Origin of the sequence: Caballeronia sp. INDeC2, assembly GCF_023631325.1 — a bacterium.
GTDB lineage: Bacteria > Pseudomonadota > Gammaproteobacteria > Burkholderiales > Burkholderiaceae > Caballeronia.
Map to the genome: position 1 here is coordinate 152832 of NZ_JALQDG010000040.1, position 15893 is coordinate 168724.

A 15893-nucleotide genomic window follows, 5' to 3' on the forward strand; every position below is an offset into this window, starting at 1 on the left:
TCAGACCGTTCCTTCGGCGCGTTGCACGCGTTCCTGTGGCGTGAGGCGCGCATTGTCGGCGGCCAGCGCGCGCTCGCGTTCGAGATTGCGTTCGAGTTGCGATTTGGCGGCGGTGTATTGCTTCGGCCATGCGATATCGAAGTAACCGATCTTCGCGGCTTCGTTCAATGTCCACGATGGGTTCGCGAGATGCGGACGCGCCACCGCGCAGAGGTCCGCGCGTCCCGCCGCGATAATGCTGTTCACGTGATCCGCTTCCGATATCGCACCGACTGCGATCGTCGCGATACCCGCTTCGTTGCGGATGCGATCGGCGAACGGCGTCTGGAACATGCGGCCATACACGGGCTTTTCCTGCTTGCTGACCTGTCCCGACGACACGTCGATCATGTCCGCGCCCGCTGCCTTGAATGCGCGTGCGATCTCGACAGCATCGTCGGGCGTCGTGCCGCCATCGACCCAATCGTGCGCGGAGATGCGGACGGACACCGGCTTGTCTTGCGGCCATGCCGCGCGCATCGCCGCGAATACTTCGAGCGGATAGCGCAGACGATTTTCGAGCGAGCCGCCGTATTGATCGGTGCGATGATTCGTCAGTGGCGACAGGAAGCTCGACAGAAAATAGCCATGCGCGCAGTGCAGTTCGAGCCAGTCGAAGCCCGCTTGCGCGGACATTTCGGTGGCCCGCACGAATTGCGCTTTAATCTCGCGCAGTTCTTCATGCGACGCCTCGCGCGACCATTGGCTCACGCCTCGCACATACTGTTGCGGCGAGGCGGACACGAGCGGCCAGTTGCCATCGACAAGCGGTTGATCGATGCCTTCCCAGCTCACGCGCGTCGATGCCTTCGCGCCTGCATGACCGAGCTGCATGCCGATCTTCGCATCCGACTGCGCATGCACGAAATCGACGATGCGCGCCCAGGCGGCAAGATGCTCCGGCGCGTACATGCCGGGACATCCCGGCGTGATGCGCGCTTCGGGCGATACGCACGTCATCTCCGTCATCACGAGCGCTGCGCCGCCCATCGCGCGCGCGCCGAGATGCATCAGGTGATAGTCGCCCGCGAGGCCATCGACGGCGGAATACTGCGCCATCGGCGATACGACCACGCGGTTCTTCAGCGTGACGCCGCGCAGCTTGAACGGCGTGAACATCGGCGGCACGGAACGTTGCTGCGCATCGCGCTCGATACCCGCGCGGGCAGCGAGCCAGTCTTCGAAGGAGGCGAGATAGCGCGCATCGCGTTCGCGCAGATTTTCATGCGAGATGCGCTGCGAGCGCGTGAGCAGGGAATACGCGAACTGCTCGGGTTCGAAGGTAGCGTAACGGTCCACATGCTCGAACCATTCCGTCGAATTGCGGGCGGCGTTCTGGATACGCAGGACATCGACGCTGCGCACCTGCGTGTAATGCGCGAGCGCGCCTTCGAGATCGCCGTGCTGTCTTGCAAATGCAGTGTCGATGCTGTTCGCGAGTTCGATCGCGTCTTCGAGCGCGAGCTTCGTGCCCGAACCGATGGAGAAGTGCGCGGTATGCGCCGCATCGCCCATCAGCACGATGGGCGTGCGTTTGCCGTTCGCGCCATCGCGCCAATGCACCCATTCGCGATTCACCACGCGCGGAAAGCGGATCCATTGCGCCGAGCCGCGCAAGTGCGTGGCGTTCGATATCAGCGCATGGCCGTCGAGATACTTCGCGAAGAGCTTCTCGCAAAACGCTATGCCGTCTTCCTTGCTCATGTCGGCGAGGCCGGCCGCGCGCCATACACGCTCGGGCGCTTCGACGATGAACGTCGACATGCTGTCATCGAAACGATAGGCATGCGCCTGAAACCAGCCCCATTCGGTCTTTTCGAACGCGAACGTGAAGGCGTCGAAGCACTTGTTCGTGCCGAGCCACACGAAGCGGCAATCGCGCAGATCGATGTCCGGTCGATACGTCGATGCGTATTTTTGCCGGACCGCGCTGTTTGCGCCGTCGCTCGCGATGACGAGGTCGGCGTCATAGTCTTCGTCGTTCAGGACTTGCGTTTCGAACACGAGTTTCACGCCGAGTTCTTCGCAACGCGCCTGCAGGATATTCAGCAGACGTTTGCGGCCGATGCCGCAGAAGCCATGTCCCGACGAGCGGATCGTGCGGCCGCCGATGTGGACTTCGATGTCGTCCCAGTGATTGAAGGCATCGAGGATGGCGCCGGCGCTTTGCGGGTCAGCCGCGCGCAGGTTGCCGAGCGTCTGGTCGGAGAACACGACGCCCCAGCCGAACGTGTCGTATGGGCGGTTGCGCTCGACGACGGTGATGTCGTAGCCGGGGTGGCGGTGCTTCATCAAAAGCCCGAAATACAGGCCCGCCGGGCCTCCGCCGATGCAGACGATGCGCATGCTTGCTCTCCGACTGTTGTCTCCTCGAGTAGGTAATTTAGGGTTTGATAGTTTAGATGTCAAGTAAATGGTGAGGCGAACTGGTGTTCGAATCGGAGATTCCCCCTTTTACCAGTTCCTGGATGCGATCAGCGTCTTCACCTGCCCCGCAACGATCCTGTATCCGGCGTCGTTGAGATGCACCGGGTCGGAACGCAACGAAGTCGGCGGGATGTTGTGGTTGTGATCCACGACGTCCTGGGGAAGGTTCGGGTCGTACGAACTGACGAGCACGGTTTCGACGTCGATGAAGTTATCCGGATACGCCGTTTTCAAGGACGCGTTGAGATCGTCGATATATTTCGCGGCCTCGCCGCCGATATATTCGTCGCTGAAATCGCCCTTGGTGATCGAAAGCACCGCGAAGTGCGCGCCAGCTGGCTTGAGCCACTGCACGATAGACTTCACGTCCGCAATCACAGTCTGCTCGTCGAAGGCATTGTTGCGACCGACCCAAATGATCGCGGTCCACATGTCATAACCCTCCGCGTCGGCAAGGAATGCCGATCCAGCGGAACACGGCACAGCCGATCCGGCGCTGTCACGCGTGAAGCTATAGGTTTCGGTCGTCGAAGGCGGGCCGCCGTCCGCCGTCCGCTGGAGCGCGCCATGTACCGAACAGAGCGTTCCCGGCTTGCTGCGAGCGGCGTCATCGGCGGGTGTCGACAACAGATCGATCGACAGGCTCGATAAACGGACCGCCGTGTTGCTTGCCGGCAGCGCGTTGCCGTCGAGCGTCACTGAGGATGGCAGTGCTCCGACCCGCGCTGCAATTTGCGTCGATGTTTGTCCTCCGATGCCGAGGTTAGCGTAGGGACGATTATTTAGCATGCCGGACAATATTGCAGGATAACCTCCGCTATCCGAACCGACTCCCTGCGTGAGGCTATCGCCGATCGCGACCAGGTTCGGCGATGAACGCGCGGCAGCGACCGCGGTACTTGCGACGCCAGAAGAAGTGTCGCCACCGCAGGCAGTCAGCAGCGAACTGGCGGCGATTGCCGTCAAAAATGCTTGAGTCCGGTTCATGGTGTCTCCTCTGGAGTAATTGTCGGCACTGCGCATGCGAGCGTACTTTCTGGAAACGGACGCGTACCCTTTCGACGGAAATCGCCAAGACCTTGTCGCGGAACATCGGGTCTGGCGCCGCCATGTCCGTCTGCCGATCGAGCGTTCGTCGTCGTAATAGTGAAAACATCACAAAATTGAGTCGAATTTGACAGACACGATGCACTCGTTGCAGGAAAAATATCGACTTGGAGCTTGCAATGGTTCCTTGAATGGCGGATTGACTGCGCGGCTCACGATGCCGCGTAAGGTGATGCCTCGTTGCAGCGGGGACCGCGAAGCATCGCACTGACCTTGGACTCGCAGCTATGATCCGCATCGGCTCACTGGACGTCGATCTCGAACGCAGACAGTTGTCGCGCAATGGTGCGCCGGTGCAAGTGGGTGGCCGCGCGTTCGACGTGCTCGCCGTGCTGATCGAAGCGCGGGGCGAACTGGTATCGAAGAATGATCTGTTGAGACAAGTGTGGCCGCATACGGTCGTCGAAGAAAACAATCTTCACGTTCATCTGTGCCGCTTGAGAAGCCTGCTAGGCGAAAGCCGCGGCCTTCTTCAGATGATATCCGGACGCGGTTATCGACTCTCCCGCGCAATGCCGCACGAGCGTTCGACGCAAGCGGAGGCCGAGCACCTTGTTCCGAATAACCTGCCGTCGAATGCGAGCGAGATCATCGGGCGCGATGACGCGATTATCGAGATCATCGACTCGCTCGGGTCTGGGAAGCATGTCACGCTGATCGGCGCCGGCGGAATCGGCAAGACGAGACTCGCCGTCGAAGTCGGACATCGGGCGCTGAAGTTGTTCCCGGACGGCGTCTATCTGATTTCGCTCGCATCCGCAACGGACTATGAAAGCATGCTGGACGCAGCGTCGAGGGCAATGGGCATCAATCCGTTAGAGGGTCCGCTCTCGCTCTCGCGCATTGGCGAGGAAGTGGGCGGACCTCGAATACTCTTCGTGCTCGACAATTGCGAGCAGATAGCCGGAGCCGCTGGAGAGTTGGCGGAATCGCTTATCGGCCTTGGCGATGAGACACGCGTTATCGCGACCAGCCGGGAACTGCTCAAGGTCGCCAACGAAAGAGTCTATCGGGTAGAGCCGTTGCACGTGCCGGCGCGGGCTGATCCAGAGCACGATACTGTGCAATGCGGCGCCGTGCAGTTGTTTCTCTCGCGTGCTCGCGCAATCGATCCGCTTTTCCCATCCGACGAACGTAGTGTTGAATTGATTCACACAGTCTGTCGCCGTCTTGACGGCATCCCTCTTGCGATCGAACTCGCCGCGGCGCGCGCGACGATTCTCGGTCTGGAAACCTTGGCTTCACTTCTCGATGACCGGTTTCGCGTACTGACCGGCGGAAATCGTTCCGCATTGCCGCGTCATCAAACGCTCAGGGCGACGTTCGATTGGAGCTATGCACTGCTCGATCAGACAGAGCGCGCCACACTTCGACGTTTGAGCATATTCTCCGCGGGCTTTACGTTGCCGGCCGCTATCGCAGTAGTGGCCGATGGCTCGGTGGACGAATACGCCATCATTGAGGCAGTGTCGGGTCTTGTCGAGAAGTCATTGATCGTAGGGCCTAGCGGCGGGAATGCGGTCGTGTATCGGCTGCTCGAAACCACACGCGCTTATGCACTCGAAAAACTCGATCACAATGGCGAGAGACGCACGGCGAGATTGAGCCATGCAAGATATCTCGCGACACTGCTCGGCGATGCGTCGGATGCAGCCTTGTCGCGGAATTCCTGGGCATGGCAGCGCAACATGCGCGAACTGCTCGACGACGTGCGTGCGGCGCTCACATGGGCGCTCTCGTCGCAAGGAGATAAATGCATTGGCGAGACGCTTTCGGTTCGCTTCGTGCGGCTTCTGTTCGAGCTATCGTCGGTCGACGAATGCTGCTCGTGGGCGCGTCGATCGATCGAGGCAATACAAAATTGGCCTGATGCCATCGGCACGCGAAGTTCGAAGCGCGTCTGCATGGAATTGAAGGCAACGCTTGCGGCGGCGCTCGTCTACGTGCAAGGTCCGGGTAACAGAACGAACGAGCTTTGGTGCGAGGTGCTGTCGCTGGCGATTGCATTCGATGACCGGAACTTCGAGGCGCGCGCGCTATGGGGCTTGTGGAACGCTGCCCAGAGCGCCGGCGACGCTCATGACGCTCTTTCATTTGCGAAGCGCTTCAGGGCGCTGGAGCAGCAAGCTTGCGAGGGCGATGGAAGTAAGACCAATGGCGACCGGCTGCTTGGATACCGCATCGTCGGAATCGCTTCGCACTACGCGGGCAACCAGCACGAGGCATACACCGCATTGCAACGCTTTCTATTGCGCGCGCAGGGTGTGCGGTCATGGATGCCGCTGGGCCGCTCGATCGATCAGCAGGTCGTTGGCAACGCCACGTTCGCGCGTGTGTTGTGGATGAAGGGAGAACGCGACGAAGCACTGCGGCTCGCCGAACAGTGCTTAACCGGCGCGCTCGCGCAGGAGCAGGCGATCGTCATCTGTTACGTATTGATCGAAGCGGCTATTCCTGTCGCGCTGTTATCGGACGAGCGGGAGCGCGCAGCGGAAGCCATAGGCACGTTGCACGAGATCTCGACTCGCATGGGCCTGAACATCCCGCAGGCATGCAGCCGCGCGTTTCTTGGATATCTTGCATCGCTCAACGACATTAATTCTCCGCAGTTACGTGAATTCGCCGATGCAATGACAAAACTCGATGCGCTCGGCTTCCACTCGCCGACTGCGATGCTCATCGGTCAGTACGCGAACGCGCTGGGACGAACGGGCAGGAGAGACGAAGCTATCACGCTAGTCGCTCGTACCTTGGAGCGCTTCGAGGAAACCGGGGACATGTGGTTCGCTAGCGAGCTCTATCGCATTCGCGGGGAGTTATCGATCAGTGACCCACTCGATCTCAACAGGTCTTCGATTCACGGCCCCATAACCGATGCCGAAAGATATCTCGTCAAGGCATTGGATATTGCAGTGAGCCAAGGGGCGTCATCGCTACAACTGCGAGCAGCTCTAAGTCTTGCGCTGTTCAGGTACACGGAAGGCGATTACGTGCGGGCTCGCAGCGTGTTAGAACCGGCGTGCGCATTGTTTCCCGGGGGCCGGGAATGGCCGGATTATCAGGAAGCCATGCGCTTGCTGCAAGCCATACAGAAAGCGAGCGTGTCACGGTCGGGTAATCCCGACGCGCTGCACGTTCGCAGTGCGGCCTCGTATGTCGATGCGTACGGTCTGGATGCACAGCCGTTCGCCGTATTTGGTGGGACAAACGGCGGCGAGTTGGTTAGCGACTGGTGTCTTGTGCAGGATAGTCGCGGTCGAGAAAGATGAAGGGCCGGAAAACGTTATGCGATTGCGTTAATCAAATTTAAGAACTCTTAGCGACCGTTCGACCTACACTCGAATAGGCGTCCCGTTCGTGGAGCGACTATTCACTCCTGGTTACAACAGAGAGGCGCAATGCTTTCTGCTTGGACTGTAGAGGCGGCCACCAAGCGGGCATCAGGGTGATCGAACAAGGAGAAACAATGACGGCGCGGGTCGCGGGAGTCGAGATACCGGACAGCGAGATGGCGCGGCGGGCGGTCGCCCTCGTCAGGCAGGAAATGCCGGATGTTCTACTCGGCCATGCATTCCGCGTGTTCCTGTTCGCGTCTCTTATAGGCCGTTACAGGAAGGCGGATTATTCAGCCGAACTGTTGTTCGTTGCGGCCACATTTCATCATCACGGGCTCGCGCCGTGTTTCGGCCGGTCTAATCGGCGGTTCGAATTGGACAGCGCCGATGCCGCATGCAAGTTTTTACAGCTGCATGGGATATCCGGGCCGGAATTGCGCAATGTCTGGTACGCGATCGTGCTGCATTCGACATTCGGTCTGGATAGTGTCGACTCCTCGCTCGTCAGCTTATTGCGTGCTGGCGTCGAAACGGACCTGATGGCGTTGCATTTCGACGAGATATCGAATGTCGATCGTGCCGCAGTGGTACGTGCGTATCCGCGTGAACCTGCGTTCAAGTCGCAAGTAATCAACGCGCTGGCCGACGGCATGGTGTGGCGGCCGGAAACGACCTTTGGCAATGTCAATGCTGATGTGCTGGAGCGCTGTAACCCGGACTTCAGCCGGATCAATTTCTGCGGTCTGATTCTAGGATCGCAATGGGATGATTGAGAACTGGCGGAACACGTAAGCGCCCATCTTATCTTGACAACAGCGACGTGCTCATCAGGATCTGATGTCCCATTGGGATGAGTTGCGCGCCAATCACCATCCCCAGCAATCCGACAAGAGCGATGATAGGCGGCGCCGGCGAACGCACGCGAACGACGCTGTATATGACGCCGGCTAAAAGACCGGCGAGAAGGGAAAAAATATAAGATTCCATTAACTGAAGTTCAACAGTTGAAACTGCGACGTAGCGAACGGTGAGGTGCGGGCATCGACGGGCCGGCAGCAAAAACAAGCGTCTCCGCTGCGAGCCCGTCACATTGCGGATGCAAGGGCGCTCAGTCCTTCGCCGGGACTGCCGCGAGCGACTCGTGCTTCCCTTCCGTGCGCTGGGGCGCTTTATGGACCATCGTGTAAGCGTAGTCCACGCCCATGCCGTACGCACCGGAATGCTCTTTCGCAATGCCCATCACGGCGTCGTATGTTTCGCGGTGTGCCCAGTCGCGTTGCCACTCCAGCAGAACCTGCTGCCAGGTAACCGGTACGGCACCGGCCTGGACCATCCGTTGCATCGCATAGTCGTGTGCATCCTTCGATGTCCCGCCGGACGCGTCCGCAACCATGTAAATCTCGTAGCCGCCTTCCAGCATTGCGCAGAGAGCGAACGTGGTGTTGCAGACCTCCGTCCAGAGACCGGCTACCACGACCTTGTTCCGGCCGTTCTTCTTCAGCGCGTCTCGCACCTTCTGGTCATCCCATGAGTTCATCGACGTTCGTTCGAGAGTGGGATGGTCGGGGAAAACATCGAGCAGCTCGGGATACGTGAAGCCAGAAAAAGATTCGCTTTCGACGGTCGTGATGGTGGTCGGAATGTTGAATGTCTTCGCGGCTTTGGCGAGACCGACGACATTGTTCTTTAGCGTCTGCCGGTCGATCGACTGGACCCCAAACGCCATCTGCGGTTGTTGATCGATGAAGATGATCTGGCTATTCGTCGGAGTAAGAACTTCCAGTTTCTCTTTGCTCATGATGTCGTCCGTTTGAAGAAGAGATTCAACCGTTACGCCCTGATTGCAGGGACCGTTAGCCGTTATGCCTCATTGGAGCCTCGAGATACGGCTGCGCGATGTCGCTTGTGCCGTTGAATGAAGCATAGTCGAGAGTCTCACATTGTTTAACGGCTGATCGCTCCATTAAGAATTATTAATTCGTTAAGCATCCTGAGGCTACTTATATTTGGAAGCGTGAAAGCCGGGCTCCGGTAAAGCAATCCTCTTTCGGAGGTCGTCGATGAAAGCGTACGTGCTGTCGCTTCTGGCCGGGATCCTCGTAGGCGTGGTCTACGGGTGGATCGGCGTGCCGTCTCCGGCGCCGCCCATCGTCGCCTTGATAGGCCTTCTCGGCATTCTGGCGGGCGAGCAGATCATTCCCGTCGCAAAGAAGATGTTTTCAGGCGTTCATTTTGGCGTGGCCTGGCGCGAAGAGCACTGCAATCAACATGTATTCGGGTCGTTGCCTGGAAGAAATCCCGGCGTGTCTCGGCCCACGACGGGAACATCATCCGAGGAGAAGCGTTCATGACATCTCACCAGGATTCGCCGGAGTTGATTCTCTTCAATGGCAGATTCACGACATTGGATAAATCGAAGCCGACTGCGAGCGCGGTTGCGATCAAGGGCGGAAAATTCAGCGGCGTCGGCAGCGATAGCGAGATCAATCGACTGAAGGCGGATAACACGCGGACGATCGACCTGAAAGGCCGTTCGGTTCTCCCGGGTCTCATCGATAACCATCTTCATATCATCCGCGGCGGATTGAACTTCAATATGGAGCTTCGCTGGGACGGCGTGCGCTCTCTCGCAACGGCAATGGAGATGCTGAAGGCACAGGTGGCCATCACGCCGCCGCCGCAATGGGTGCGGGTCGTCGGAGGGTTCACCGAGCACCAGTTCGACGAGAAGCGTTTGCCGACCATCGACGAACTGAATGCAGTAGCGCCGGATACTCCGGTCTTCCTGCTTCATCTCTATGATCGCGCGATGCTCAATGCGGCCGCGCTGCGAGTGGTCGGATACACGAAAGACACACCGGAGCCGCCCGGAGGCGAGATCGTGCGCGATAGCGCTGGCAATCCAACGGGGCTGTTGCTGGCAAAGCCGAACGCCGGCATTCTCTATGCGACCCTTGCGAGAGGGCCCAAGCTCCCTCCCGAATATCAACTGAATTCGACGCGTCACTTCATGCGCGAGTTGAATCGTCTGGGCGTGACGGGCGCCATCGATGCAGGGGGCGGCTCACAGAACTTCCCCGAGGACTACGAGGTTATCAAGAAGCTCGACGCCGAAGGGCTATTGACCATCCGGCTTGCTTATAACCTGTTCACCCAGAAGCCGAAGGATGAGAAGGAGGACTTTCTCAACTGGACGAAGACATCGAAGTACAAGGACGGCAATGATTTCTTTCGTCATAACGGCGCGGGCGAAATGCTCGTCTTCTCGGCCGCGGACTTCGAAGACTTCCGGGTTGCGCGACCGGACATGCCGCCCGAGATGGAAGGCGATCTCGAAGGGGTCATCCGTGTGCTCGCGGAAAACCGCTGGCCGTGGCGCATGCACGCAACTTATGACGAGACTATCAGCCGCGCGCTCGACGTGTTCGAGAAGGTGAACCGCGACACGCCGCTCGCGGGACTCAACTGGTTCTTCGACCACGCCGAAACCATCACCGAGAAGTCGATGGATCGCATTGCGGCGCTGGGCGGCGGCATTGCGGTTCAACATCGAATGGCATATCAAGGCGAGTACTTCGTCGAGCGCTATGGCGAGAGAGCGGCCGAGGCGACGCCGCCCGTTGCGCGCATGCTCGAAAAGGGCGTGCATGCATCGGCCGGTACCGATGCGACTCGTGTAGCGTCGTACAACCCTTGGGTCTCGCTGTCGTGGCTCGTGACCGGCCGGACGGTCGGCGGCATGCGCATCTATCCGCAGCGCAATTGCCTCGACCGGGAGACAGCCCTGCGCATGTGGACCGAGAAAGTCACGTGGTTCTCGAATGAAGTCGGGAAGAAAGGGCAAATTGCGGAAGGGCGACTCGCGGATATCATCGTCCCGGACCGCGACTATTTTGCTTGCGCGGAGGACGATATCGCGGGGACTTCATCGTTGCTTACGGTCGTTGGCGGTAAGGTCGTATATGCTGCGGGCGAATTTGCTTCGCTGGATGACAGCCCGCCGCCCCCTGCGATGCCCGACTGGTCGCCCGTGCGGAAATACGGCGGATTTGGCGCGTGGAAGCAATACGGCGAGTCCGGCGCTCCGCTTCAGCAGATCGCTGCCGGATGCGCGTGTGCGCGCGCTTGCAACGTGCACGGACACGACCATCGTCGCGCATGGCTCGGCAATGCGCCGACGTCGGACGTTAAGGGCTTCTGGGGAGCATTGGGATGCGCGTGCTGGGCGGTCTAGAGGGACATCGAATGCTCGACAGTCCATCGTGGGTCGTGGCGCTCCTGCGTCAGCCTTGGGTCATGCTGACCGTGCGTATCGGCCTCGTCTCCGCGTACTTCATTGGTGGCGTCGCAAAGTTGCTGCATTTCGACGCCGCGGCCGCCGAACAGGTGCACTTCGGTTTGCATCCGGGTTGGCTCTGGGCGTCCATCGCGATCTTCGTGGAGCTGGTCGGATCCTTGTGCATCATCTTCGCCCGGTTCACGTGGCTCGCGGCGGGCGCGTTGGCTGCATTGACGCTGGTAGCCATGTTCGTGGCAAACGATTTTTGGCGTCTCGAAGGGGCCGCACACTTCATTGCATTGAATAGCTTTTTCGAGCATCTTGGGCTCATCGCTGCATTCGTGATGGTCACTCGCCTGGTCGATGTCGGGCGGCGCTCGTCTGAGTAACCGAACAGGGAATTCACCACCATGCTCAACATTCGATCTTTCGGTATCGCGGCTTTCCTTGCTATCGGCGTGGTCGCGACCGCGGCACCGGTTTCATCTGCCAAGGGCACCGGTGGGCCGCAGCAATCGGCCTCGCTTGCAGTCGGCCCGCAATACGACACGACGCATATCTACGTTGCGCCGGAAGACTTCGACAAATTCACTGACAGCTTCGTCGCCACGTTCGGAGGCCATAAATCGCAGCAGGGCGTGTTTCAAGTGACGCCGACACCTAGTCAGACGATGTCGCAACTGGTCTTCACGCCGGTCGGCACGGTTTCGGTATTCGGCTTCAAAACGCCTGTTCCCTATCCGTTCGGCGACGAGCGCACGGGCTATCTCGTCACGGACATGGATGCTGCAGTCAAGTCGGCAAAGGCCCACGGTGCGGATGTGATCGTCGATACCTTTCCCGACCCGATCGGACGCGATGTGATCGTGTCCTGGCCGGGCGGCGTGCACATGCAGCTCTACTGGCACACGAAGGCGCCGAATTACGAGCCGCTCGAGGCGGTTCCCGAGAATCGCGTGTACGTATCGCCCGCGCGCGTGAACTCGCTCATCACGAACTGGCTCGCGTTCTCGCATGGCAAGGTCGTCTCCGATAATCATCGTGCGCCGGGCGTGGAAATCGGCCGCCCTGACGATACCTTTCGGCGCGTGCGGCTCACATCGGGCTTCGGGGATATGACGATCTTCGCAACCGATGGCCACTTGCCGTACCCGTATGGACGAGAGATGACAGGCTATGAAGTGAAGGACTTCGACGACACCATGAAGAAAGCCGCGGCGGCCGGTGTGACGGTTCTCGTGCAGCCTTTCACATCGGACCGGAGAGAGTCGGCGGTCGTTCAGTTTCCCGGCGGATACATCGCGGAGATTCACGCAGCGGCGAAATAAGATGCGATCCTGTAGGACCAATTCTCGCTGAGCGCTTCTCCATGAAATGGTCAATGAACGACGACAATCTGCTCTCCGCGACTGCCGGATATGTCGACACGCTCAGTTTCGTGTCGCTGTTCGGTCTGTTCACGGCGCACGTGACCGGGAACTTCGTGCTTATCGGCGGTGGTATCGCAGGTTATGGGCAGGGCATCTTCCTGAAGCTGATGGCGTTTCCTGCGTTCATCGTCGGAGTCGTGCTCAGCAGTCTCGTCATTCGCACGCGCAACCCCGAGACGCCGATGCGCGGTGCATGCATGCTCTATGCGATGCAGGCAGTACTGCTTCTGGCGTTCTGCGTCGCCGGGTTCGATCTCGGACGACAATTCAGCCCCGATAGCTGGTCAGTGGTCGTCTGCGGAATGATTGGCGCGAGCGCGATGGGTGTGCAGAACGCCCACAGTCGCCTGATCGCGCGGCCCGGCGTGCCGAACACGGTCATGACCGGCAACGTGACCCAGGTCATTCTCGACCTGCTCGATCTTTGTTCGCCGCGCGTGCCGGCCGATGCAAAGCTCGCTTCGCGTGCGCGCGCCGCGAAGATGCTGCCGGCAATCGTCGCGTTCGGGCTGGGTGCGATCGCCGGCGCGTTGGCCTATAGAACCTTCGGCTTTCTGGCTTTACTGCTGCCAGTCGTCGTAGTGACCTTATTGGCCATACGCGCGTGGAGGGACCGTAACGAACCTTCGCGATAACGTCGGCCTCGCTGGCGCCGCGAGACAAAGGCCGGACCTACAACCTTCAACAGGGCGGGAGGCCCGGGCAGATGCAACTCGCGGCATGTACAGGGATTGCCGTTGCGGGACTCGCGTTCGGCCTGTGTCAGAATGCGCGGGCGGATAACGAAGCACAACAACGTCAAGAGACGGCTGCGCCAGAGCAGACATGTACCGCGAAGCGGCCGACTGTCATGTTCAATCGCTGGCAGGAGGACTGGAGTGTTCTCAAGAATCCCTGTGTGCCGCGCAAGCCACTGGATAGCCTCAAGTACATCCCGGTCGGCGGTGATCCGGAAAGCTATCTATCTTTAGGCGCGAATTTGCGGGAGCGAGTCGAGGTCAGCGAAAGCCCGCTGTTCGGTCTGAGCCCGACGGCGAAATCGGATACCTATCTGATTCAGCGCGCACAGGTTCATGCGGACGCACACATCAGCCCGTATTTGCAGTTCTTCGTTCAGTTCGAGGATGCAAGAGCGTTCGACAAGGATGTGGTGCGACCGACGGACAAGAATCCATTGGACCTGGAGCAAGCGTTCGTCGCGTGGGTGAGCCCGCTCGGACCGGGCACGATCAAGCTGCGCGTCGGGCGGCAGGAGATGGCGTTCGACTTGCAGAGATTCATCTCCGTTCGCGATGGGCCTAACGTGCGGCAGGCCTACGATGCGCTATGGGCGGACTATGAGTACGCGAAATGGCGATTCATCGCCTATGCGACGCGGCCGGTTCAGTATCGAGACGTCTCGGCATTCGACGACACGTCGAACCGTCATTTGACCTTTAGCGGCGTGCGTTTTGAGCGTCAGGACGCCGGACCGGGAGATCTCTCCGGATATTATTCCCTCTACACCCGCGCTGACGCGCAGTTCCTCGATGCACAAGGCGACGAGCACCGTAATGTATTCGACTTGCGATACACCGGGAAAGCCGCAGCCTTCGACTATGACTTGGAGTCGATGTATCAGACGGGCCATGTAGGCAACAAGACGATTGCCGCATGGGCTGTCGGCTCGCTGTTCGGCTATACGCTCGCTTCGCCTTGGACGCCGCGGTTCGGCCTTCAGATCGACGCTGCGTCGGGCGATCGTCATCCGAACGACGGGCGCGTCGAGACATTCAATCCTCTCTTTCCGAACGGCTACTATTTCACGCTGGCGGGCTACACCGGCTATGCCAATCTTATCCACGTAAAGCCTTCGCTCACGCTCAAGCCGTCGAGCAAACTGAGCTTGTTGTTTGCATTCGCGTTTCAATGGCGGGTGACCACGAACGACGCCATCTATCAGCAGGGAAGTGCCGTTGTTCCTGGGACAGCCGGGCACGGTACGCGATGGACCGGAACCTATGCGCAGATACGCGCTGACTGGGCCGTTGCCACGAACCTGATTGCGTCGGTCGAAGCCGTTCACTTCCAGATCGGGGATTCGATCCGTCAACTCGGCGGGAGCAATTCCGATTACATAGGCGTGGAATTAAAGTACGGCTGGTGAAGGCTGGCCTGACGTGAAGAAGTCACGAACCCTGCCAATTTCGTTCAGGTATATTACAGACGAGTGCCAGCGCAGGTGCGCCGGGGCCGAATCCTTTCGGCAAGTCTCCGTCGCAGGCTTCTTCACGCTCGAGGAGGGTTCATTGAAAGCCGACTTGACCGGCTCGCTAGCTATACCGGAATCGCATTGGAGTCAGCGGCCGGTAGTTCTTACACGAGAAGACAGTTTTCGTGCGATTCTCAGCAAGTGGAGCCTGCCTAAACCGAAGCAGCCGCTCGAGTTCAGGCAGGAGTTCACCGATGGCACCCATACGATAACTGTCAACCGGAGTGTCAGCGCGGGGCGATTTCTGGTCGGAAAGAAAGAAGTTTCGCTAAGCGATGTACCCATTCGCTCGAGCCTGCTCGTGCCGCCGGGAGAGGCAACGCGCATTGTTTTTACCGAGGCCGCGGAAGCCTATCGCCTTTATCTTTCCGCGGTATTGCTCGCTGAATGCCATGAGCACATTTTCGGGGTGCCGGCCAGCACCGATATTGTGCTGTCGAACATAACTTTCCTGGACGACAGGCCGATTCGTCACCTGCTTCAGGCTATCCTCGAAATCAGTGAAGAGGATTGTCCCGCTAATCGCCTGGTTCTCGAAAGCATCAGTCTCGCCATTGCATCGCGGTGCGTATCGCTGAATCTCAACAAGCCTGCCAAAAAGACTCGCGTTGCGCCTTTGGCCAACTGGCGACTTCAGCGTGTAACCGAATACATTCACGCTCACTTGTTCGACCCGATCTATCTGGCCGATCTCAGCAATATAGCCGGGTTGACCAGAATGCATTTCCTGACGCAGTTTCGCCTGGCAACAGGATTCACGCCGAACGCTTATGTCATGCGAATGAGGATCGAGCATGGACGGCGACTGCTTGCGCAGACCGATCTTTCGATCGTGGATATTTCGCAGATGCTAGGCTTTAAAAGTCAGAGTCATTTCACATTGGTCTTCAGGAAGATCGTCGGCAATACGCCGGCTCGCTGGCGGACCGCGTCGAAGTGACGGACGTTCGTTCTTAATCAGAATTAAGCCTGGTTAACTGTCCAGTTTTGCGCGGCTACTCTAAGCTCGTGTTCGAATAGCCATT

13 protein-coding genes are annotated in these 15893 nt (G+C 59.2%); 9 read left to right on the forward strand and 4 right to left on the reverse strand.

Annotation, left to right across the window (positions count from 1 at the left end):
* Together NCS28_RS25165 and NCS28_RS25170 are read right to left on the reverse strand one after the other, a co-directional pair.
* On the reverse strand, nucleotides 1–2385 hold the full coding sequence (locus tag NCS28_RS25165) for a bifunctional salicylyl-CoA 5-hydroxylase/oxidoreductase (RefSeq protein WP_250516493.1): 2385 nt from the start codon (nucleotides 2383–2385) through the stop codon (nucleotides 1–3).
* Between the two features lie 108 nt (nucleotides 2386–2493).
* A complete protein-coding gene (locus NCS28_RS25170) occupies nucleotides 2494–3453 on the reverse strand; it encodes an SGNH/GDSL hydrolase family protein (protein ID WP_250516494.1) in 960 nt (319 codons plus the stop codon).
* A 347-nt stretch (nucleotides 3454–3800) separates the two neighbouring features.
* Between NCS28_RS25170 and NCS28_RS25175 the strand changes: the two genes are divergently transcribed.
* Nucleotides 3801–6842: an ATP-binding protein gene (locus tag NCS28_RS25175; RefSeq protein WP_250516495.1), complete on the forward strand. Its 3042-nt coding sequence runs from the start codon at nucleotides 3801–3803 to the stop codon at nucleotides 6840–6842.
* Between the two features lie 197 nt (nucleotides 6843–7039).
* On the forward strand, nucleotides 7040–7681 hold the full coding sequence (locus NCS28_RS25180) for an HD domain-containing protein (RefSeq protein WP_250516496.1): 642 nt from the start codon (nucleotides 7040–7042) through the stop codon (nucleotides 7679–7681).
* Nucleotides 7682–7709: 28 nt separating this feature from the next.
* On the opposite strand, the gene NCS28_RS25185 is transcribed toward NCS28_RS25180, so the two are convergent.
* Both NCS28_RS25185 and NCS28_RS25190 read right to left on the reverse strand, forming a co-directional pair.
* Nucleotides 7710–7895, reverse strand: coding sequence for a DUF1427 family protein (locus NCS28_RS25185; RefSeq protein WP_250516598.1), 186 nt, complete (start codon nucleotides 7893–7895; stop codon nucleotides 7710–7712).
* A 121-nt stretch (nucleotides 7896–8016) separates the two neighbouring features.
* Nucleotides 8017–8706 carry a hydrolase gene (locus NCS28_RS25190; RefSeq protein ID WP_250516497.1) on the reverse strand — a complete coding sequence of 230 codons (690 nt, stop codon included), beginning with the start codon at nucleotides 8704–8706 and terminating at the stop codon, nucleotides 8017–8019.
* 262 nt (nucleotides 8707–8968) lie between these two features.
* On the opposite strand from NCS28_RS25190, the gene NCS28_RS25195 reads away from it, so the two are divergent.
* The 7 genes from NCS28_RS25195 (at nucleotide 8969) to NCS28_RS25225 (ending at nucleotide 15808) form a co-directional block, all read left to right on the forward strand.
* Nucleotides 8969–9259, forward strand: coding sequence for a XapX domain-containing protein (locus NCS28_RS25195; protein ID WP_250516498.1), 291 nt, complete (start codon nucleotides 8969–8971; stop codon nucleotides 9257–9259).
* Nucleotides 9256–11142: an amidohydrolase gene (locus NCS28_RS25200; RefSeq protein WP_250516499.1), complete on the forward strand. Its 1887-nt coding sequence runs from the start codon at nucleotides 9256–9258 to the stop codon at nucleotides 11140–11142. Before NCS28_RS25195 ends, NCS28_RS25200 begins: the two co-directional genes overlap by 4 nt.
* Nucleotides 11121–11576, forward strand: coding sequence for a DoxX family protein (locus NCS28_RS25205; RefSeq protein WP_250516500.1), 456 nt, complete (start codon nucleotides 11121–11123; stop codon nucleotides 11574–11576). Before NCS28_RS25200 ends, NCS28_RS25205 begins: the two co-directional genes overlap by 22 nt.
* A gap of 21 nt (nucleotides 11577–11597) precedes the next feature.
* A complete protein-coding gene (locus NCS28_RS25210) occupies nucleotides 11598–12515 on the forward strand; it encodes a VOC family protein (protein WP_250516501.1) in 918 nt (305 codons plus the stop codon).
* 53 nt (nucleotides 12516–12568) lie between these two features.
* On the forward strand, nucleotides 12569–13252 hold the full coding sequence (locus NCS28_RS25215; RefSeq protein ID WP_250516502.1) for a YoaK family protein: 684 nt from the start codon (nucleotides 12569–12571) through the stop codon (nucleotides 13250–13252).
* 71 nt (nucleotides 13253–13323) lie between these two features.
* On the forward strand, nucleotides 13324–14763 hold the full coding sequence (locus tag NCS28_RS25220; protein WP_250516503.1) for an alginate export family protein: 1440 nt from the start codon (nucleotides 13324–13326) through the stop codon (nucleotides 14761–14763).
* Nucleotides 14764–14905: 142 nt separating this feature from the next.
* Complete coding sequence (locus NCS28_RS25225) at nucleotides 14906–15808, forward strand: AraC family transcriptional regulator (protein ID WP_250516504.1); 903 nt, start codon at nucleotides 14906–14908, stop codon at nucleotides 15806–15808.
* Nucleotides 15809–15893 lie beyond the last annotated feature (85 nt).

Excerpts from the sequence above, each read along its gene's own strand:
- NCS28_RS25165 (WP_250516493.1), bottom strand. The coding sequence starts at position 2,385 with ATGCGCATCGTCTGCATCGGCGGAGGCCCGGCGGGCCTGTATTTCGGG.
- NCS28_RS25170 (WP_250516494.1), bottom strand. The coding sequence starts at position 3,453 with ATGAACCGGACTCAAGCATTTTTGACGGCAATCGCCGCCAGTTCGCTG.
- NCS28_RS25175 (WP_250516495.1), top strand. The coding sequence starts at position 3,801 with ATGATCCGCATCGGCTCACTGGACGTCGATCTCGAACGCAGACAGTTG.
- NCS28_RS25180 (WP_250516496.1), top strand. The coding sequence starts at position 7,040 with ATGACGGCGCGGGTCGCGGGAGTCGAGATACCGGACAGCGAGATGGCG.
- NCS28_RS25185 (WP_250516598.1), bottom strand. The coding sequence starts at position 7,895 with ATGGAATCTTATATTTTTTCCCTTCTCGCCGGTCTTTTAGCCGGCGTC.
- NCS28_RS25190 (WP_250516497.1), bottom strand. The coding sequence starts at position 8,706 with ATGAGCAAAGAGAAACTGGAAGTTCTTACTCCGACGAATAGCCAGATC.
- NCS28_RS25195 (WP_250516498.1), top strand. The coding sequence starts at position 8,969 with ATGAAAGCGTACGTGCTGTCGCTTCTGGCCGGGATCCTCGTAGGCGTG.
- NCS28_RS25200 (WP_250516499.1), top strand. The coding sequence starts at position 9,256 with ATGACATCTCACCAGGATTCGCCGGAGTTGATTCTCTTCAATGGCAGA.
- NCS28_RS25205 (WP_250516500.1), top strand. The coding sequence starts at position 11,121 with ATGCGCGTGCTGGGCGGTCTAGAGGGACATCGAATGCTCGACAGTCCA.
- NCS28_RS25210 (WP_250516501.1), top strand. The coding sequence starts at position 11,598 with ATGCTCAACATTCGATCTTTCGGTATCGCGGCTTTCCTTGCTATCGGC.
- NCS28_RS25215 (WP_250516502.1), top strand. The coding sequence starts at position 12,569 with ATGAACGACGACAATCTGCTCTCCGCGACTGCCGGATATGTCGACACG.
- NCS28_RS25220 (WP_250516503.1), top strand. The coding sequence starts at position 13,324 with ATGCAACTCGCGGCATGTACAGGGATTGCCGTTGCGGGACTCGCGTTC.